Below are 17,968 nucleotides of genomic sequence, written 5' to 3' on the forward strand. Positions count from 1 at the left end.
GCCGCGCTGCCGCTCCCGGGCGGCCGGACCCGCGCGGAGGCGGGTTCGGCCCGGCCGTGACCGCGAGGCGCCGCCCGCGCGCCCCTGTAGGCGCGGGCGGTGCGAATGGGACCGGCCCGTGCGCGCGGCCCCGCGCACGGACCGGTGACCGGTCCGGGCGCCGCGGCGGAGAAGAGCCGCGGCGAACCGGGGTCGATGCGGCCTAGGGGCGGACCCCCAGGCCTCCGGGGGTGCCGCCCGATGGTCGAGGCCGGTGAGCGCGTCGCCCGCTGGGCTCGTCCCGCACGCCGGAGTACACGAGCCGGTCGCCCGCCTGCGGCGGGGCGGCCGAGGGCAGCACCGGGACGGCGATCTTCTCCGGCGGCCCGCCGTCGGTCGACGGGACGGGGTGCGCGGGGGCGGTCGGCGTCACGGATCTGCTTCCTCGGGTACGGGGGCGATGAGAGGAAAGTGTTCTAGAGGTTAGAAAACCCTGTCCAGCTGTTTGGGGGAACATCTTGAGATAAGTTGAGCGGGAAATGTCATCATTTCCCGCTCAAATGAACGGTCGGCCATTTCGGTGGGGCGCACGAGCGGACGAAAGAGCGGAGCGAAGGAGCAGGTAGTAATGTCCCTCCCCGTGTCATCGACCCTCGACGCGCTCCTCGACTGCCCGCCGGGCCTGCTGGACACCACCTTCGACCAGCTGCGGACGCTGCTGGTGGTGCACGAGACGGGGTCCGCGCTGCGCGCCGCGCGGGCGCTGGGCCGCGAGCAGTCCAGCGTCCAGAAGCAGCTGGACACCCTCAACCGAAACAGCCAGGCGCTGTGCGGGGAGGTGCTGACCGTCCGGCAGGGCCGGGGCAAGGACTACCTGTTCACCCCGACGGGCGAGACGACCGTGGAACTGGCGCGCACGACCGTCGCGAACTGGCTGGAGTCGATCCACTGGAGCCGCCGCCGGCTCGGCCGGATGCTGACGGTCGGGACCACCGAGTTCACCCTGCCGATCGTGTCGCGCGCGTGGGCGGCGGTGTCGGAGGAGTTCCGGCAGCGCGAGGTCGAGTTCAAGGTCCTGCACGTCCGCACCAAGGACCTGTGGTCCCGGCTGGAGACCAAGCAGGTCGACCTGGTCTGCGGCAGCATCGTCAGCACGCCGGAGGGCGACCGGCGGCTCAAGGAGTACGAGGTGGTCGAGTACGCGCGCGGGCAGGCGCTGCTGCTGACCAACCTGCCGGACGGCGAACTGCCGGACACCCCGGTCCGCACCAGCCGCCTCGGCGGCGTCCCGCTGGTGCTGCCGCCCGCCGGGCTGGTCGCCGACCTGCTGGCCACCTGGTACGGCCCCGCCTTCCGGGACCGGCTGACCGTCGTCGCCGACATCGACGACGTGCACTACGGCCTGTCGCTGCTGCGCTCCGGCTTCGTCCGCGGCTGCATGATCGTCACCGGCTCGATCGGGCGTGGGATGGCCGCGCAGGACGACCCGGGCACCGTGCCGCTGCGCGCCATCGCCCTGCACGACGACCTGGAACCGAAGGCCGAGCTGATGACCGGTGCCTTCGTCCGCCGCGCGGACCTGGAGCGCTACGGCGCCGACCACCCGCTCAACCGCCTCTGGGCGGCCGTCCGCGAGGACGTCCGGACCTACACCCCGCTCGCCTGACCGCCTCGCTCGCCTGACCAACCGGTCGCCTGACCGCGAAGGGCGAGGCGCCCCGCTACTTGATCTGGTTGTCGACGACGTCGAGGGACGGGCGGGCGCCGAGGTGCTGGGTGGCCTGGGCGGCCAGGTGGCAGCCGGCGGTGAGGGCGTCGGCGGGCTGCTTGCCGTCCAGCCAGGGCGGCAGGAAGCCGGCGATGAACGCGTCGCCCGCGCCGGTGCCGTCGACGACCTTCTCGACCGGCTCGGCGGCGACCGTGACGGGCTCGGGGCGGCCGTTGGTGTACCAGAGCGCGCCGTCGGCGCCGACCTTGATGACGACCTGCGGGTACCAGGCGGTGAGCACCTTGGCGGCCGCGGCCGGGTTCTCGCGGCCGGTGAGGATCTCGGCCTCCTTGGCGGCGACGACCAGGAGCCGGGCGCCCTGCGTCCACTCCAGGAACGGCTCGGCGCCCATCCGCTTGAGCGGGGAGGACGAGCCGCCGTCGACCGACACCGACATGTTCGCCTGGCGGGCGAGTTCGAGGGTGTGGATGGCGGCCTTGCGGGAGCCCTCGTTGATCAGCGAGTAGCCGGACATGTGCAGGTGCGTGCCCTGCGAGAACAGGTCCTTGCAGCGCTCGATGTCCTCGGGGAGCAGGGCCGCGTTGGCGCCCGGGTCCGACAGCATGGTCCGGTCGCCCTTGTGGGTGACCATCACCACGCAGGTGCCGGTGGGGCGCTCCTGGTCCATGACCAGGCGGGCGTCGACGCCGTACCCCATCAGCTCCATGTCGCGGTTGCGTCCCGCGATGTCGGAGCCGCGGCGGCCGACGAAGGCGACCTCGATCCCCTCCAGGGCGAGCCAGGACGCGACGTTGGCGCCCGAACCCCCTCCATGGATCGTCACGGCGGCGGGCGTGTCACTGCCCTTCGCCAACGGGAACGCGGCACGAGCCACGGTGTCTGTCATGAGATCGCCGACCACGACCACGCGCGTCATGGAGTCATCACCTCGATCAACACGGCCCGCGCGAGCGGCATCCAGGGCGTGGAACCGACCGTAACAGCTCCCGGCCCCGGATTAGGTCTCGAACGCGCAGCGAAACCCGGGATCGCGGGTTTTTCCTCAGCGTGGCGGCGGCGCCCCGTGCCTTACGCTCGGTACGTGACCGAGGGTTATCCGGATCAGTGGGAGGCCGACGTCGTCCTGAGCGACGGCGGGACGGCGCATCTGCGGCCCATCCGGAGCGAGGACGGCGATCTCCTGCGGGTCTTCTACGCGCGCCTGTCGCCGGAGTCGATCTACTACCGGTTCTTCTCGCCGCGCCCGTACCTCACCGACCGTGAGGTCGAGCACTTCACCGGCGTCGACTACGACCGGCGCGTCGCGCTGATCGCCACCATCGCGGGCGAGATGGTGGCGGTCGTCCGGTACGACATGCTGAACGACCGGCCGGAGACGGCGGAGGTCGCCTTCCTGGTCGAGGACGCCCACCAGGGGCGGGGGCTGGGCCCGGTGCTGCTGGAGCACATCGCGGCGGCCGCGCGGGAGCGGGGCGTGCGCCGGTTCGTGGCCAGCGTGCTGCCGGACAACCGGCGGATGACGCGGGTGTTCCGCGAGGCGGGCTACCAGGCCGAGCAGCGGTTCGAGGAGGGCGTGATCGAGCTCGTCCTGGACCTGGAGCCGACGGAGACGTCGGTGGAGGTGATGGCGGCGCGCGAGCACCGGGCGGAGTCCCGGTCGATCCAGCGGCTGCTGTTCCCGGAGTCGGTGGCGGTGGTCGGGGCGAGCCGGGCCGAGCACAGCGTCGGGCAGACCGTCCTGCGGAACCTGCTGGGCGGGGACTTCAGCGGGCCGGTGTACCCGGTGCATCCGACGGCGACGGCGGTCGCGGGGGTGCGGGCCTACGCGTCCGTCCTCGACATCCCCGACGACGTGGACCTCGCGGTCGTCGCGGTGCGGGCCGACGCGGTCCGGGAGGTCGTCGAGCAGTGCGCGGGCAAGGGCGTGCGGGGCCTGGTCGTCGTGTCGTCCGGGTTCGGCGAGACGGGCCCGGAGGGCCGCGCGGACCAGGACGAGCTGGTGCGGCTGGCCCGCGCCTACGGGATGCGGGTCGTCGGCCCTAACTGCCTGGGCATCGCCAACACCGACCCGGACGTCCGGCTGAACGCGACGCTGGCGCCGACCCTGCCGGGACGCGGCCCGGTCGGCTTCTTCTCCCAGTCCGGCGCGCTCGGCATCGCGATCCTGCAGCGGACGGCGGAGCGCGGCCTGGGGCTGTCGACGTTCGTGTCCGCGGGGAACCGGGCCGACGTGTCCGGCAACGACCTGATGCAGTACTGGGAGGAGGACCCGGCGACCAAGGCCGTCCTCCTCTACCTGGAGTCGCTGGGCAACCCGCGCAAGTTCGCGCGGCTGGCGCGCCGGCTGGGCCGCCGCAAGCCGATCGTGGCGGTGAAGAGCGGGCGCAGCACGCAGGGCGTGCCGATCGGGCACGCCGCCCGGGCGCTGACCCTGCCCGACCACGCGGTCAGCGCGCTGTTCCAGCAGGCCGGGCTGATCCGCGTGGAGGACCTGTCGGAGCTGTTCGACGTGGCGCAGTTGCTGGCCTACCAGCCGCTGCCGTCCGGCGACCGGATCGCGGTGATCGACAACTCGAACTCGCTGGGGCTGCTGGCGCAGGACGCGGCGGTCGCGCTGGGCCTGGAGGTCCGTCCGCGCGTCGACCTGGGTCCGCGCGCGGACGCCGACGACTACGAGGCGGCGCTGGCGGGCGTGCTGGAGGACGACACCGTCGACGCGGTCGTGGCGCTGTTCACCCCGCCCACGATCGGCGGATACGACGTGCGCGTCCCGGAGAAGATCCTTCGGCTGGCGGCGGACGCCAGCAAGCCGATCGTGGCGACGTACCTGGGGACGGAGGGCATGCCGGCCGATCTGCGGATCACCGGCCCGGACGGGATGGCGGCCGAGGGGTCGGTGCCCTCGTACGCCGCGCCGGAGGACGCCGTCCGCGCGCTGGCGTACGTCATCCGGTACGCGCAGTGGCGGCGGACCCCGGCGGGGCATCTGCCCGAGCTGCCGGGCACCGATCGCAGGCGCGCGCGGGCGCTGGTGCAGGGATGGCTCGATTCCGGCGGCCCCGTGCACGCGGCGCCGGAGCAGGCCGCCGAGCTGCTCGGCTGCTACGGCATCGAGATCGCGCCGGACGCGGGCAGGGGAGTGCCGGCCCGGATCGTGACCATGGAGGACCCGTCGTTCGGCGCCGTCGTGTCGTTCGGCCTCGCCGACGAGACCGCCGCCCTCCTTGACGATCGCGCCTACCGCCTGGCGCCCCTGACGGACGTGGAGGCCGCGGAGCTGATCCGCGCCATCCGGACGGCGCCGCTGCTGCTGGGCCATCGCGGCGCGGAGCCGGTGGACGTCGCGGCCCTGGAGGAGCTGCTGCTGCGGGTGTCCCGGCTCGGCTACGACCTGCCCGAGGTGGCGCGCCTCGAACTGGACCCGGTCATGGCGGACGCGTCCGGCGTCGCGGTGCGCGACGTCGCCCTGCGCCTGGAGCGCCCGCTGGGCCCGCGAACCGAACTGGCCCCCCGCCGCCTGCGCTAACCGGGCGGCGGTGGCGCGGGCTCAGGGGTCGGCGGAACCGGGTCCGGCTCGGGCCCCGGCGGGACCGGGTCGGGATCCGGCATCGGCGGGGTGGGCTGCGGCGCGGGTCCCGGCGGTGTCGGTTCCGGCGGCGGGCCCGGCGGGACGGGGTCGGGCGCGGGTCCCGGCGGGATCGGCCGGGGCGGCTGGGGCGCGGGCCCCGGCATCGGGCCGGGCGGCGGCTCGACCGGCGGGACCAGCGGTTCCGGAGCAGGGGCCGGGTCCGGTGTCGGCGGGGGCACCGGCGGCGGGGTCGGCAGCGGGTCTTTCTCGTCCATGGGACCCCCGTACCCGCGTGCCCCTCGGGTACCCGTGCGGGCCGCGCTCCGGCCCCGCCCCGCGCGGCGCGCCGGAGCACCCGCCCATCGGGCCGGGCATGTGCGCGTCCGCCCCTGGACAGGGCAGGATAGGGGCCATGAGGGAAACCCGAGCGACCGCTCATGGTTTGCGCACGGCGATCGAGCGCAGCGGCTACTACCCGGCCCTGGTCGCGGACGCGGTCGAGTCGGCCATAGGGGACGAGCGCGTCACCGCGTACGTCGTGCACCACGAGGCGACGTTCGACCCCGCGATGGAGGTGCGGCGGCACGTGACCGTGCTGGTGCTGTCCGCGACCCGGCTGCTGGTGTGCCACACCGACGAGCACCCGCCCGGAGAGGGCATGGAGCGCCCGCACGCGTCCACCACCACGGAGGCGGTGAAGCTGGAGCGGGTCCAGTCGGTCGCGGTGACGCGCGTCGTCCCGGACCCGGCCGCCTACGTGCCGGGGGTGCCGCCGACGGAGGTCGTGCTGACGATCGGCTGGGGCGCCATCGCGCACATCGACCTCGAGCCGGCGACCTGCGGCGACGAGAACTGCGAGGCCGACCACGGCTACACCGGCAGCGTCACCGCCGACGACCTGTCGCTGCGGGTGAGCGAGGCCGCGGACGGCGCGGACGCCGTCGGGCAGGTGCTGGCCTTCGCCGAGGAGCTGTCGGCGGCGACCGCCGGGTGAGCGTCCGTTGAGCGGGGGGCCGGCGCCGCCCGTCCCCCGGTACGGGGCCGGCGCGCTCGCCGACGTCCCGGTGTCGGTGCTGGCGGCGATGGGCGTCCCGGGCGCGCCGAACGTGCTCGGCCTGCCCGCGCTGCCGCGCGCCTGCGTCCTGCTGGTCGACGGGCTCGGCTGGGAGCAGCTGCGCGCCCATCCGGACGAGGCGCCGTACCTGACCGCGATGGGCGGCGGGCCGATCTCCGCGGGGTTCCCCGCGACGACCGTCACCAGCCTCGGGTCGCTCGGCACCGGGCTGCCGCCCGGCGGGCACGGGCTGCTCGGCCTGCAGGTCGCGATCCCGGGCACGGGACGGCTGCTCAACTGCCTGCGCTGGCAGGACGACGACGTCGACCCGGCCTGCTTCCAGCCCGCGCCGACGATCTACGAGCGGGCCGCGGCGGACGGCGTCGAGGCCGCCTACGTGGCCCTCGGCCGGTACCGGGACTCGCCGCTCAGCCGCGCCACGGCCCGCGGCGCCGACTACCTGGCCGCGGACGGTCTGGGGCAGCTCGTCGGGCGGGCCGAGCGGGCGCTGCGGCGCGGCGACCGGTCCCTGGTGACGGTGTACCACCCGGACCTCGACTCGACCGGGCACACGTTCGGGACGGGCTCGCCCGAGTGGCGCCACCAGCTGCGCTTCGTCGACTACCTCGTGCAGGAGCTCGCGTCGGTCCTGCCCGCGGGCGCCGCGTTGTACGTCACCGCCGATCACGGCATGGTGGATCCGGCCGAGCGCGTCGACGCCGACACCGTTCCCGAGCTGGGTGAGGGAGTGGCGCTGCTCGGCGGCGACGCGCGCTGCCGGTACGTCTACAGCGAGCCGGGCGCCCACGCCGACGTCCTCGCGGCGTGGACCGCGACGGTCGGCGACCGGGCGTGGGTGGTGCCGCGCGAGGAGGCGGTGGCGGACGGCTGGTTCGGCCCCCTCGCTGCCGGGATGGCGGAGCGGATCGGCGACGTGATCGCGGTTCCGCACGGGGACCTGGCGATCGTGGCGTCCGAGCGGGAGCCGTGGCTGAACCGCATGATCGGCATGCACGGCTCGCTCGTCGCCGCGGAGCAGATCGTCCCGCTGCTGTCGGTGACCCGCCCTTGACCGGGGGCAGGTCACCGGCAGCAGCGCGCCCCGGCGTGTCGGGCGGCCTGTCGTGCGTAGGCTGCGGATCGTGACGAACCGCGCCGCGCCCCTCCCTAATCCGGAGGATGACGGTCAAACTGGCGATGTGCACCCTCTCATCGAAGTGCCCGCGCTGGACCGGCTGCTCCGGCAGCAGACCCCCCTGGTCCTGCTGGACGTGCGTTGGCATCTGGCGGGGCCGCCGGGAATCGACTCCTACCGCAAGGGCCATCTCCCCGGGGCCGTGTTCGTCGACCTGGACCGCGACGTGGCCGGGCCGCCGGGTCCCGCCGGACGGCACCCGCTGCCCGCGTCCGGTGACTTCGAGGCCGCGATGCGCCGGGCCGGGGTGTCGGGGAACCGGCTCGTCGTGGTCTACGACGACGCCGACTCCACCTCCGCCGCGCGCGTCTGGTGGTCGCTGCGCTACTTCGGCCACGACCGGGTCCGCGTGCTGAACGGCGGGTACCGGGCCTGGACGGAGGCGGGCCGCGCGGTCACCACCGAGGAGCCGGACGTCAAGCCGGGCGACTTCTTCGCCCGCCCCGGCCGGCTGCCCGTGCTGGACGCCGAGGGGGCCGGGGCGCTGGCGACGGAGGGGGTGCTGCTGGACGCCCGCGCGGCCGAGCGCTACCGCGGCGAGAACGAGCCCGTCGACCCCGTCGCCGGGCACATCCCCGGGGCGCGCAACGCCCCGACGTCCGGGAACGTCGGGGTGGACGGCCGGTTCCTGCCGCCCGAGCTGCTGCGCGAGCGGTTCGCGCAGCTCGGCGCCACCGACGCGCTGGATGTCGGCGCCTACTGCGGTTCCGGCGTCACGGCCGCGCACGAGATCCTGGCGCTCAACCTCGCGGGCATCCCCGCCGCCCTTTACGTCGGGTCCTGGTCGAACTGGGTCGCCGACGCCGTCCGGCCCGTCGCGACCGGGGATTCCTGACCACTCGCCTGCGTTCCCGTGGCCGGCGGGGCCGGCCACGGGCGCCCGTCATCCGGAGCCGAAGCAGAGGAAGCCCGCCACACCGGTCGAGCGCGGCGCCTCGGCGAGCGCGCGGGCCGGGGACCCTCCCGCCGCCAGTCCGGCGTGGAACGCCGACATGAAGTCCGGCGTCGTGGCATCGCGGACGGGCGTGACGCTGGCGATCACCGTGGCGGCGCCCAGCGCGAGCAGCACGCCCGCCATCCCGACGACGGCGTCGCCCTCGTCGGCGCGGCCGATGTCGCACGCCGACAGCACCACCACGCGGGGCGGCGCGGCCAGCCCGTCCAGGTCGTGGACGAGCAGCGGCCCGTCGGCGAGCCGCAGCCGCGAGAACAGCGCGTTCCCCTCGCGGAACTCGCCGTGCGCGGCGATGTGGGCGAGCGCGGCGCCGTCCAGCGCGTTGCGGACGGGTTCGGCGCGCGCGTCCGGCCCGTCCAGGACGGCCGCGCCGGGGTGGACGCCGCGCAGTGCGGTGATCTCGCGTCCGGCGTGCGCCAGGCCGGGGCCCGCCACCAGGACGGTGCGTCCTCCGCACGGAGGGGCCGAACGGGCACGCAGCCACGCGGCGGCCGACGGCACGACCGCGAACGGGCGGCCGGCCAGCGACGGGAGCACCGCCCAGGGGAGTCCGTGCAGCGGACCCGTCGGGGCGATCACCAGGTCGCGGTCGCCGATGACGGCGCGCAGCGGTGCGAGCAGGAGCCGGTCGAGGCGCCCGGCGGACTCGGCGGCGGCGGCGAGCGATGCGGGGTCGTCCGCGCCCGCGAGCCGCCGCAGCGCGAAGCGGAGCAGCCCGGTCTCGCGGACCGCGCCGCCGAGGTCACCGAGCCGGCGCCGGCGGATCCGGCCGCCCGCGACGGTCACCGCGTGCAGCTCCCCGCCCACCGCGATCATCTCCACCAGGGCGCGCTCGCCGAGGGCGGCGGCGATCTCGGTGACCGCCGGGGCGTCCGAGGAGGACGGGCCGCCCGGACGGCGCCGCGTGTGCGCGCTGACCTTCGCCTCCAAGGCCGCGAGATCGGCGGCCAGCACGGACGGGACGCCGCCGCGCGCGGTGTCGCAGGTGTGCGCGACGCTGAGTGCCCGCAGCGCGGCCAGCGCCGCGGCCCGCTCGGAATCGGCGGGCGGGCGCAGCCGCCCCGGACGGGCGATGGCCCGCCGCCGCTCTTCCAGCGCCAGCAGCTCCCGCGCCGACCGGGCGAGGCCCAGGCCGAGCCGGGCCAGCTCGCCCGCGAGCCCCGCCGCGCGGGCCCGCAGGTCCAGGGCGCCGAGCACCTCGGCGTGCCGCCCGGCCGCCTCCAGCCCGTCCCGGACGGCGTCGAGCGCGCCCCGCACATCACCGCGCGACCGGCGTTCCAGCGCGGTGGCGTGCAGACCGGCGATCCGGACCGCGGCGGGGGCCTCCGCACCGGCGGCGCGCGGCAGCAGGTGACCGGACGGCCTGCCGAGCGCCATCGCCGTCCGCGCGGCGATGATCAGGGCCTCGGCGGCGGCGCCCGCCCAGCCTCCGTCGCCGAGCCGGTCGCCCGCCTCCGCGGCGTTCGCCAGCAGCGCCTCGGACCGCTCGCCCGTCGCCCACCGCGCCTTGATCAGCACGTGGTCGGCGAGCGCGATCCATCCGGCGCGCTCCTGCGCGGCGAAGGCGTCCCGCGCCTCCACGGCGGTCCCGGTGGCGCGCTCGGGATCGCCGTCCGCCAGTTCCGCGTGCGCGCGCAGCAGCAGGGCGTCCGCCACGTCGCACCGGTAGCCGTGGGTCCTCGCCGCGTCGAGCGCCGCGTCGAGAAGGGGCCGCGCCTCTCTGGGCAGGCCCGCCGCGATCAGGGTCTCCGCCTGGTCGAGCCGGCACTGCGCGAGGCGCTCCCCGGCCAGGTGGGGCTCGGCCTCCGCATAGAGCCCAAGCGCGCGCGGAACGTCCCCGCGCCGCGACACCGCGAACGCCAGGTTGCCCCTGGCCATCGCCGTCTGGTGCCGTAGCCCGGCGGCTTCGCCGACCGCCACGGCCTCGGCGAGGGCCTTCTCCGCGCCGTCGAAGTCGCCGTGCATCGCCCGCGCGAGCCCGATGTTGCCCAGCAGCCCGTTGAGCGCCGCCGGGTCGTGCCCCCGCCGCAGCTCAGCGAGCGCCCGCTCCGCGACGTCGTGCGCCTCGGCGACGCGTCCGGCCCGCGCCAGCGCGCAGGCCTTGTTGGCGGCGAGCCGGTCCGCGTCCGGACCCTGCAGGACGGTTTCCGCCTCCTCAGCGTGGGTGAGCGCACCGGTGAGGTCCCCGCGGGCCGTCAACAGCCCGACCAGATTCATCCGGACCTTCGCGGCGGCATAGGGATCGGGACGCGCGTCGCCCGTCCACGGATCCGCCTCGAACAGCGGCCAATCCGCGTCCTCCAACGCGGCGCCCGCCGTCTCGCGTCCGGTCGCGAGGTCGAGCGCGCGGTGCAGGAACGCGAGCCCCTCGTCCAGGCGCCCCAGCTCCTTGGCCGCCAGGCCCGCGATCCGCAGGGCGAGGATGTCGTCGCCTCCCCGCAGCAGCGTCAGCGCGCGGGCATGCGCCGTCGCCGGGTCGGTCGCCGCCAGCCACAGCAGCGCCCGCTCGTCCTCCTCGCTCATACGCGGATCCAGCTCGTGACGACCGACGTGCCGTCCGGCAGCCGGAACAGCAGGCTGACCAGGCCCTCCGGCACGTCCGGGAGGCAGAACAGCCCGGTCGCCCCGGTGCGCGCGACCGGCCGGTCCGGCGGAAGGCCCGGATGCCGGACGACGATGTCGGCGCCCGCCGGCGGGACGAGCCGCCCGGTGATCTCGCGGTGCCGGCCGTCCCCGGCCACCTCGATCTCCACCGTCGACCCGGGGCAGGCGAACGTCAGCGACCGCCCCGCCGCGCCGCGCACTCCCGCCGCCGGACGGCCGCCGAGGTCCTCGCGCAGTTCCGCCAGCGCGGCGGACGGCGTCCGCCATCCGAGCGCCGACCGCGCCGCCGCCAGCACCCCCTCCGGCACCGGGTCGAGCGCGTCGAACGCGGCCCGCGTCCCGGCCATCAGCTCTTCGTCGTTCACGGGACGAGCCTCCGCAGCGCCGACAGGCACCGCGCCCGGGTCGGGCCGACGCTGCCGACGGGGATCCCCAGCGCCGCCGCCAGCTCGGCGTAGCTGGCCGCCTGCGCGAACAGGCGCAGCAGGGTCCGGCAGCGACGGGGGAGCGCGTCGAGCGCGGCGCCGACCCGCCCCACCCGGTCCCGCACCACGGCGACCTCGTCCGGCCCGGACCCGCGATACGTCCCGGGCACGCCGCTCAGACCGAGGCCGCCGTGCGTCACGAGCGCCGCCGGCGGCAGCTCGCGGGCCCGCCGCCGCACCAGCCGCAGGCACTCGTTGCGCGCCGTCGTCGCCAGCCAGCATCCCGTCGCGGCCGGATCGTCGAGCGCGCCGATCCGTTCCACCAGCCGCAGCCACGAGGTCTGCACCACGTCGCCCGCGTCCGCGTCGTCCAGCCCGTGCGAGCGGGCGATCGACCACAGCAGCCCGCTGTACCGCTCGACCAGCCGCGTCCACGCGGCGCCGTCACCGTCCCGAGCCCTCGCCACCAGCTCGCCCGCATCGTCGTCCTGCACAGCCACCAAGGGATCTCCCGCCGGTCATTCTCCACTTCGGCGGATAACTCTAAGTTGAGAATTGACGACACAGCGTGCACGGTTACCGCTTCGCCATCGGACCGTGTTCAAGAACTGATGATTACACCGAGGTCCGGAAGGGTAACCCCGTGTGCCGGGTCGAGGACCCGGTCGGCCGCGGACGGCGCGTCCAGCCCCTCCGTCGCCGCGAGGCCCGCGATCCGCCCCGTGACGGCGGGCGCGGCGAACGACGTCCCGCTCCACGTCGCGTACCCCTCGAACCGGTCCGGATCGCCGTCGCCCGAGGGCGGGCGCGGGCCGTCGAACCACACGTGCGTGCTCGCGACGTCCACGCCCGGCGCGCAGGCGTCCACCCACCAGCCGTAGTTGGAGAACCAGGCCCGGTCGTCCCCGTCGAGCGCCGCGACCCCGATGACCGGCTTCATCGCGGCGGGCCAGAACGGGCGCTCGCTCGCGGTGTTCCCGGCGCACGCCACCACGACCGTCCGGCGGCCGAGCGCGGCGACCGCCCTCGCCAGCACCGGGGACGGGCGGTCGTCGAAGGTGTGGCAGCCGAGCGAGATGTTCACCACGTCGGCCCGCCCCCAGCCCGCGAGCCACGTCAGCGCCCGGACGACGGCCAGTTCGTCGCCGACGCCGTCCCCGCCGATGACCCGCAGCGCCCGCAGCGCCGTCGTCGGCGCGTGCCGCAGCACCACGCCCGCGATGAACGTGCCATGTCCCGCCTGGGCGTCCAGTTCGAGGTCGAGGTCCGCGTCGAGCACCTCCGCGACCTCGTCGCGCTGCTCGCGGAACCACGCGGCGTCCTCCCACCACGGGTGCGGCGCCAGGCCCGTGTCCAGGACCGCGACGGTCACGTCCCGCCGCGCGCATGCCGCGGCCGGGGCGGGCAGCGGCGCCGCCGGGCGCGGCCGGTCGGCCGGCCCGCTCCACCACATCGGCTGGCCGTGCACGAGATGGTTCGGCGAGACGCTCAGCGTCCGATGGCGGCCACCCCCCGACAGCTGTGCGGACAGCTCGCAGACGTCCACCTTCGCCGACGGCCTAAGCAGCAGCCGGGTCGCGCCCGGCTCGTCCCGCCGCGCGTCGCACCAGCGCCGCACCAGATCCTGCGCGGTGCCCGCGTCCTGCCCGGAAACGAGGATCTGGTCGCGCCGTACCAGCGTCCGCCGCCCCGGCACCGGCTCCACGACCATCGCGTCCCGGTGCCGGTCCAGCAGCCGTTCCAGCCGCGCCTCCTGGTCGAACATCGATCCCCGCCTCCCCTGCAGCACCTCCGGGCACTTATCGTGCCCGAACGGGAACCATGAGTGACTGCGGAACGTTCGGAAACCCGGGCGGGCGGCGGGACGAGGGCCTACGCTTGGCGGCCGAAGTCGGTGAACGGTGTGCATCCCGTGGTCAAGGGTCCGGCAAACGGTGAACTCACGGTGGTGCGACCGGGGCCGATGATGCACAATGAGGGACGCGGACGCCGTCTTGGGACGTACGAGGCCGTAGGGGAAGACGAGCCTCGGTACAGATCCAGGAGGTCCGGTGACCGCACGTGGCGTTTTCTACGTCCACTCCGCGCCACCTGCGCTGAGCCCGCACATCGAGTGGGCCGCCGCAGGTGTTCTCGGCGTGCCCGTTTCCCTTGAGTGGGCTGATCAGGCGGCCGCGCCGGGGACGCTGCGCGCCGAGCTTCATTGGGAGGGCAGGCCGGGCACCGCCGCGGGGATCACCTCGGCCCTGCGCAACTGGAAACTGGTGCGGTTCGAGGCCACCGAAGACCCCACGCCGGGCAGCGACGGCGTCCGCTACAGCTTCACCCCGTCCCTCGGGGTGTTCAGCGGCGTCATCGGCGCCAACGGCGACATCATGGTGCCCGAGGACCGGCTGCGCTCGGTCATGGCCAACGCCGCCGTCGGCAAGGCGTCGCTGGAGCACGAGCTCGAGCGGCTCCTCGGCACGCCGTGGGACAACGAGCTGGAGCCCTTCCGGCGGGCCGGAGACGGAGCCCCGGTCCGCTGGCTGCACGCTGCTGTCTAATTGCAACCCCGGCCCAAGGGCCTCGCCTAGCGGCTCGGCCCTTGACCGTGCTTGGGCGAGCGCGGCCTCGCTTCGCGAGCTTCCCGGTGGGGCTCGCCTTCGGCGTCGCCCCACCGGTCAGTTAACGCGCTCGCGTGACGGCTGGGGGTCGTCGCCTGGACCTGAACGGGCGGAAAGACGGAACGGCCCGGCGAGTCGGACTTGCCGGGCTGTTCCGTGCGCGGTCATCGACCGCGCGGAGGTCTCACACGGCGCGCTGGAAGGCGACCGACACGTTGTGGCCGCCGAAGCCGAAGGAGTTGTTGAGCGCCGCGGCGGGGCCGTCGGCGAGCTTGCGCGGCTCGCCTCGCACGATGTCCAGCTCGACGTCGTCGTCGAGGTCCTCCAGGTTGGCGACGGCCGGGACCAGGCCGTCGCGCAGCGCGAGGATCGTGAACGCCGACTCCAGCGCGCCGGCGCCGCCGAGCAGGTGCCCGGTCATCGACTTGGTCGCGGTGATGACGACCTTCGAGGCGGCCTCGTCGCCGAGGCCCGCCTTGATGGAGTTGAGCTCGGCCACGTCGCCGGACGGGGTCGAGGTGGCGTGCGCGTTGATGTGCACGACGTCCTCGGGCCGCAGGCCCGCGTCGTCGAGGGCCCGCTGCATCGCCTTGGCCTGCCCGCCGCCGCTCGGGTCGGGCAGCACGATGTCGTAGGCGTCGTTGGAGTACCCGCAGCCGGCGGCGATGCCGTGCACGCGGGCGCCGCGGGCGCGGGCGTGCTCCTCCGACTCCAGGATGATCATGGCGGCGCCCTCGCCGAGCACGAACCCGTCGCGGTTCTTGTCGTAGGGACGGGACGCGCGCGCCGGCTCCTCGTTGCGGGTCGACATCGCGCGCATGCGGCCGAACGAGGCCATCTGCAGCGGGTGGATGCACGACTCGGTGCCGCCGCAGATCACGACGTCGGCGCGGCCCGCGCGGATCATGTCGATGGCGTAGCCGACGGCCTCGCCGCTGGACGCGCACGCGCTGACCAGGGCGTGCGAGCCGGCGGTGGCGCCGAACTCGATGCCGACGTGCCCGGACGCGCCGTTCGGCATCAGCATCGGGACGGTGAACGGCGACACCCGCGACCAGCCCTGCTCGCGGAACACGTCGTAGCTGTTCAGCGCGGTGTGCAGGCCGCCGATGCCGCTGGAGACCACGACGCCGAGCCGGTCGCCGTCGACGACGAAGCCGCCTTGGACGCCCGCGGGCTCCTCGTTGCGCATGGTCTTGTTGCTCTTCGCCGGCGCGAAACCGGCGTGGGTCCACGCCTCGCGCGCCGCGATCAGCGCGATCGCCTGGCTGCGGTCGAGCCGGCGCAGCGACTGCTTCGGCATCACCTCGGCCGGGTCCACCTTCAGCGTGGCGGCGAAACGGACCGGCAGATCCTCGACGCCCTCCCAGTCCAGGCTGCGGACCCCGGACTCTCCGGCGAGCAGGGCGGACCAGCTCGACGGCAGGTCTCCGCCGAGTGGGGTCGTTGCACCGAGACCGGTCACCACGACTCTGGTCTGGCTCTTGCTCATGGCAGGTGCTCCTTGCGGACTGGAGGGGGAGTGGAGGCAGGGCGCGCCCGGCCCGGACCGCCCGGCGGCCCCGTGCCGGGGCCCGCGGACGGCGCGGCGGCGCGCCCTCCCTGCGACCGGGCGCGTCGCGCACGCCCGGCCACCGTCTGGACTAGTTCTGGAGCTTCTGGACGAAGTTGATGACGTCCTGGACGCTCTTCAGGTTGCGCAGCTCGTCGTCGGGGATCTCGACGTGGAACTGGTCCTGCGCGGCCACCGCGATCTCCACCATCGACAGCGAGTCGATGTCGAGGTCGTCGATGAAGTTCTTCTCCGGGGTGACCTCGGACTTGTCGATGCCGACGATGTCGTCGATGATCTCGGCGAGGCCGTCCAGGATCTGCTGTTCGGTGGCGACTGCCATGGTTCTGCTTTCTCCTTCGATGGGGTTGGTCCAGAGCCTGCGAGCAGGCGTGACGGCCTACGGGATCTGGATGACTTGGGCAGCGTAGGACAGACCGGCGCCGAACCCCACCAGGAGGGCGGGGGCGCCGGACGGTACGTCGCCGCGTTCGATCATGCGGGAGAGGGCCAGCGGGATGGAGGCCCCCGAGGTGTTGCCGGACTGCACGATGTCGTCGGCCACCACCGCGTTGGTGGCCTTCATCCTGCGGGCGATCGCCTCGATGATCCTGAGGTTGGCCTGGTGCGGGACGACGGCGGCCAGGTCGCCGGGGGCGATCCCGGCGCGCTCGCACGCCTCCACCGCGACCGGCGCGATGGCGGTGGTGGCCCAGCGGAACACCGCCTGGCCCTCCTGCCGGATGAACGAGTGCCGGTCGTCGATGATGATCTTGTCGTACTTGTCGCCGGCGCTGCCCCACACGACCGGGCCGATGCCGGGGGACTCGCTGCCGGCGACGACCGCCGCGCCCGCCCCGTCGGCGAAGATGATGCTGGTGGAGCGGTCGGTCCAGTCGATCCACTGGGACATCTTCTCGGACCCGATCACCAGCACGTTGCGGGCGCTGCCGGCGCGGACGGCGGCGCTGGCGGTGCCGAGCGCGTAGCAGAAGCCGGCGCAGGCGGCGTTCAGGTCGAAGGCGCCGGGCGCGTCGATGCCGAGCCGGTGCGCGACCTGCGGCGCGTGGCCGGGCATCGGCGACTCCGCCGAGCAGGTCGCGAGGATCACCAGGTCGATGTCGGACGGGTCGAGGCCGCTGTTGGCGAGGGCCTTGCCGCCGGCGTGCACGCCGAGCTCGACGATGCCCTCGTCGTCGCCGGCGATCCGCCGCTCCTGGATGCCGACCCGGCTGCGGATCCACTCGTCGTTGGTGTCGACGGTCTCGGAGAGCTCGTCGTTGGTGACGATCCGGGCCGGCCGGTAGTCGCCGAACGCCAGGATGCGGGCGCCGGGGGCCGCCTCGGGGATGCGCAGCCCGGTCATGCCGCGTCCGCCTTGATCAGCTCGCGGGCCTTGTCGAGGTCCGCGGGGGTCTTGAGGGCCACCAGCTCCACGCCCTTCAGCTCGCGCCGGGCCAGCCCGGCCAGGGTCCCGGCCGGCGGCAGCTCGATGATCCCGGTGACGCCGATCTCGCGCATCGTCGCCATGCACGCGTCCCACCGGACCGGGGCGCTGACCTGCTCGACCAGCCGCGCCACGAAGTCGCGGCCGGACGCGACGACGGCGCCGTCGCGGTTCTGCAGCAGCTTCGTGCGGGGGTCGGCGACGGGGGCGCCGGGCGCGAGGCGGCGGAGGGTGTCGACGGCGGGGGCCATGTGGCCGGTGTGGAAGGCGCCGGCGACCGACAGCGGCCGCAGCCGCGCCTTCGCGGGCGGCTCGTCGGCGAACCGCGCGAGCTGCTCCATCGTCCCGGCGGCGACGACCTGGCCGGCGCCGTTGACGTTCGCGGGGGTGAGCCCGTGCTTGTCGATCGAGGCGAGCACCTCGTCGGCGTCGCCGCCGAGCACGGCCGTCATGCCGGTCTCGGTGACGGCGGCGGGCTCGGCGAGCGCGCGGCCCCGCTCCCGCACGAGGACCAGCGCGGCCTCGGGGGTCAGCACCCCGGCGATCGCGCCGGCCGCCAGCTCGCCGACGCTGTGCCCCGCGACGGCGCCGGGAACGGCGTCCTCGTAGAGCACCTCGTACGCGGCGAGCGCGGCGGCGACCAGCAGCGGCTGCGCCACCGCGGTGTCACGGATCTCCTCGGCGTCGGCGGTCGTCCCGTACCGGACCAGGTCCAGCCCGGTGACGGCCGACCACCAGGCCAGGCGGTCGGCGACTCCGGGTATCTCTAGCCATGGCTGCAAGAAGCCGGGGGTCTGGGCGCCCTGGCCGGGCGATGCGAGGAGGATCACAACGACCAGCCTCCCGCGAACGCG

At 74.8% G+C, this 17,968-nt stretch carries 16 protein-coding genes; 6 read left to right on the forward strand and 10 right to left on the reverse strand.

Annotation, left to right across the window (positions count from 1 at the left end; all coding sequences use genetic code 11):
• Positions 1–202: 202 nt before the first annotated feature.
• The gene (locus ABD296_RS09935) at positions 203–412 is read right to left on the reverse strand and encodes a hypothetical protein (protein ID WP_344263937.1); all 210 of its coding nucleotides are present in this window, start codon (positions 410–412) and stop codon (positions 203–205) included.
• 195 nt (positions 413–607) lie between these two features.
• Here ABD296_RS09935 and ABD296_RS09940 point away from each other — a divergent pair, with 195 nt between their 5' ends.
• Positions 608–1,645, forward strand: a complete 1,038-nt coding sequence (locus ABD296_RS09940) for a LysR family transcriptional regulator (RefSeq protein ID WP_344263939.1) — start codon at positions 608–610, stop codon at positions 1,643–1,645.
• Positions 1,646–1,700: 55 nt separating this feature from the next.
• On the opposite strand, the gene ABD296_RS09945 is transcribed toward ABD296_RS09940, so the two are convergent.
• Positions 1,701–2,624 carry a carbohydrate kinase family protein gene (locus ABD296_RS09945; RefSeq protein ID WP_344263941.1) on the reverse strand — a complete coding sequence of 308 codons (924 nt, stop codon included), beginning with the start codon at positions 2,622–2,624 and terminating at the stop codon, positions 1,701–1,703.
• Positions 2,625–2,789: 165 nt separating this feature from the next.
• Between ABD296_RS09945 and ABD296_RS09950 the strand changes: the two genes are divergently transcribed.
• The 4 genes from ABD296_RS09950 (at position 2,790) to ABD296_RS09965 (ending at position 8,360) form a co-directional block, all read left to right on the forward strand.
• The gene (locus ABD296_RS09950) at positions 2,790–5,234 is read left to right on the forward strand and encodes a bifunctional acetate--CoA ligase family protein/GNAT family N-acetyltransferase (RefSeq protein ID WP_344263943.1); all 2,445 of its coding nucleotides are present in this window, start codon (positions 2,790–2,792) and stop codon (positions 5,232–5,234) included.
• 454 nt (positions 5,235–5,688) lie between these two features.
• Complete coding sequence (locus ABD296_RS09955) at positions 5,689–6,270, forward strand: DUF5998 family protein (RefSeq protein WP_344263945.1); 582 nt, start codon at positions 5,689–5,691, stop codon at positions 6,268–6,270.
• A gap of 7 nt (positions 6,271–6,277) precedes the next feature.
• A complete protein-coding gene (locus ABD296_RS09960) occupies positions 6,278–7,402 on the forward strand; it encodes an alkaline phosphatase family protein (RefSeq protein ID WP_344263947.1) in 1,125 nt (374 codons plus the stop codon).
• Between the two features lie 127 nt (positions 7,403–7,529).
• Positions 7,530–8,360 (forward strand): sulfurtransferase, encoded by an 831-nt coding sequence (locus tag ABD296_RS09965; RefSeq protein ID WP_344263949.1) that lies wholly within the window; start codon positions 7,530–7,532, stop codon positions 8,358–8,360.
• Positions 8,361–8,408: 48 nt separating this feature from the next.
• Here the strand turns inward: ABD296_RS09965 and ABD296_RS09970 are convergent, their stop codons facing one another.
• The 4 genes from ABD296_RS09970 to ABD296_RS09985 form a co-directional block, all read right to left on the reverse strand.
• Positions 8,409–11,003: a CHAT domain-containing protein gene (locus ABD296_RS09970; protein ID WP_344263951.1), complete on the reverse strand. Its 2,595-nt coding sequence runs from the start codon at positions 11,001–11,003 to the stop codon at positions 8,409–8,411.
• Complete coding sequence (locus tag ABD296_RS09975) at positions 11,000–11,449, reverse strand: hypothetical protein (RefSeq protein ID WP_344263953.1); 450 nt, start codon at positions 11,447–11,449, stop codon at positions 11,000–11,002. The genes ABD296_RS09970 and ABD296_RS09975 overlap by 4 nt, the downstream gene beginning before the upstream one ends.
• Positions 11,446–12,009 (reverse strand): RNA polymerase sigma factor, encoded by a 564-nt coding sequence (locus ABD296_RS09980; protein WP_344263955.1) that lies wholly within the window; start codon positions 12,007–12,009, stop codon positions 11,446–11,448. Before ABD296_RS09980 ends, ABD296_RS09975 begins: the two co-directional genes overlap by 4 nt.
• Before the next feature lie 101 nt (positions 12,010–12,110).
• On the reverse strand, positions 12,111–13,274 hold the full coding sequence (locus ABD296_RS09985) for a S8 family peptidase (RefSeq protein WP_344263957.1): 1,164 nt from the start codon (positions 13,272–13,274) through the stop codon (positions 12,111–12,113).
• A 286-nt stretch (positions 13,275–13,560) separates the two neighbouring features.
• Here ABD296_RS09985 and ABD296_RS09990 point away from each other — a divergent pair, with 286 nt between their 5' ends.
• Complete coding sequence (locus ABD296_RS09990) at positions 13,561–14,055, forward strand: DUF3145 domain-containing protein (RefSeq protein WP_344263959.1); 495 nt, start codon at positions 13,561–13,563, stop codon at positions 14,053–14,055.
• A 244-nt stretch (positions 14,056–14,299) separates the two neighbouring features.
• Here ABD296_RS09990 and ABD296_RS09995 read toward each other — a convergent pair whose 3' ends face one another.
• The 4 genes from ABD296_RS09995 to ABD296_RS10010 form a co-directional block, all read right to left on the reverse strand.
• Positions 14,300–15,607 carry a beta-ketoacyl-[acyl-carrier-protein] synthase family protein gene (locus tag ABD296_RS09995; RefSeq protein ID WP_344263961.1) on the reverse strand — a complete coding sequence of 436 codons (1,308 nt, stop codon included), beginning with the start codon at positions 15,605–15,607 and terminating at the stop codon, positions 14,300–14,302.
• Positions 15,608–15,758: 151 nt separating this feature from the next.
• Entirely contained in the window at positions 15,759–16,010 is a 252-nt protein-coding gene (locus ABD296_RS10000) for an acyl carrier protein (RefSeq protein ID WP_344263963.1), read from the reverse strand.
• A 57-nt stretch (positions 16,011–16,067) separates the two neighbouring features.
• Positions 16,068–17,033 (reverse strand): beta-ketoacyl-ACP synthase III, encoded by a 966-nt coding sequence (locus tag ABD296_RS10005; protein ID WP_344263965.1) that lies wholly within the window; start codon positions 17,031–17,033, stop codon positions 16,068–16,070.
• The gene (locus ABD296_RS10010; RefSeq protein ID WP_344263967.1) at positions 17,030–17,944 is read right to left on the reverse strand and encodes an ACP S-malonyltransferase; all 915 of its coding nucleotides are present in this window, start codon (positions 17,942–17,944) and stop codon (positions 17,030–17,032) included. The genes ABD296_RS10005 and ABD296_RS10010 overlap by 4 nt, the downstream gene beginning before the upstream one ends.
• Positions 17,945–17,968 lie beyond the last annotated feature (24 nt).

Origin of the sequence: Actinomadura napierensis (genome assembly GCF_039529375.1) — a bacterium.
GTDB classification, from domain to species: Bacteria; Actinomycetota; Actinomycetes; order Streptosporangiales; family Streptosporangiaceae; genus Spirillospora; species Spirillospora napierensis.

Excerpts from the sequence above, each read along its gene's own strand:
- ABD296_RS09940 (WP_344263939.1), top strand. The coding sequence starts at position 608 with ATGTCCCTCCCCGTGTCATCGACCCTCGACGCGCTCCTCGACTGCCCG.
- ABD296_RS09945 (WP_344263941.1), bottom strand. The coding sequence starts at position 2,624 with ATGACGCGCGTGGTCGTGGTCGGCGATCTCATGACAGACACCGTGGCT.
- ABD296_RS09955 (WP_344263945.1), top strand. The coding sequence starts at position 5,689 with ATGAGGGAAACCCGAGCGACCGCTCATGGTTTGCGCACGGCGATCGAG.
- ABD296_RS09970 (WP_344263951.1), bottom strand. The coding sequence starts at position 11,003 with ATGAGCGAGGAGGACGAGCGGGCGCTGCTGTGGCTGGCGGCGACCGAC.
- ABD296_RS09985 (WP_344263957.1), bottom strand. The coding sequence starts at position 13,274 with ATGTTCGACCAGGAGGCGCGGCTGGAACGGCTGCTGGACCGGCACCGG.
- ABD296_RS09995 (WP_344263961.1), bottom strand. The coding sequence starts at position 15,607 with ATGAGCAAGAGCCAGACCAGAGTCGTGGTGACCGGTCTCGGTGCAACG.
- ABD296_RS10000 (WP_344263963.1), bottom strand. The coding sequence starts at position 16,010 with ATGGCAGTCGCCACCGAACAGCAGATCCTGGACGGCCTCGCCGAGATC.
- ABD296_RS10005 (WP_344263965.1), bottom strand. The coding sequence starts at position 17,033 with ATGACCGGGCTGCGCATCCCCGAGGCGGCCCCCGGCGCCCGCATCCTG.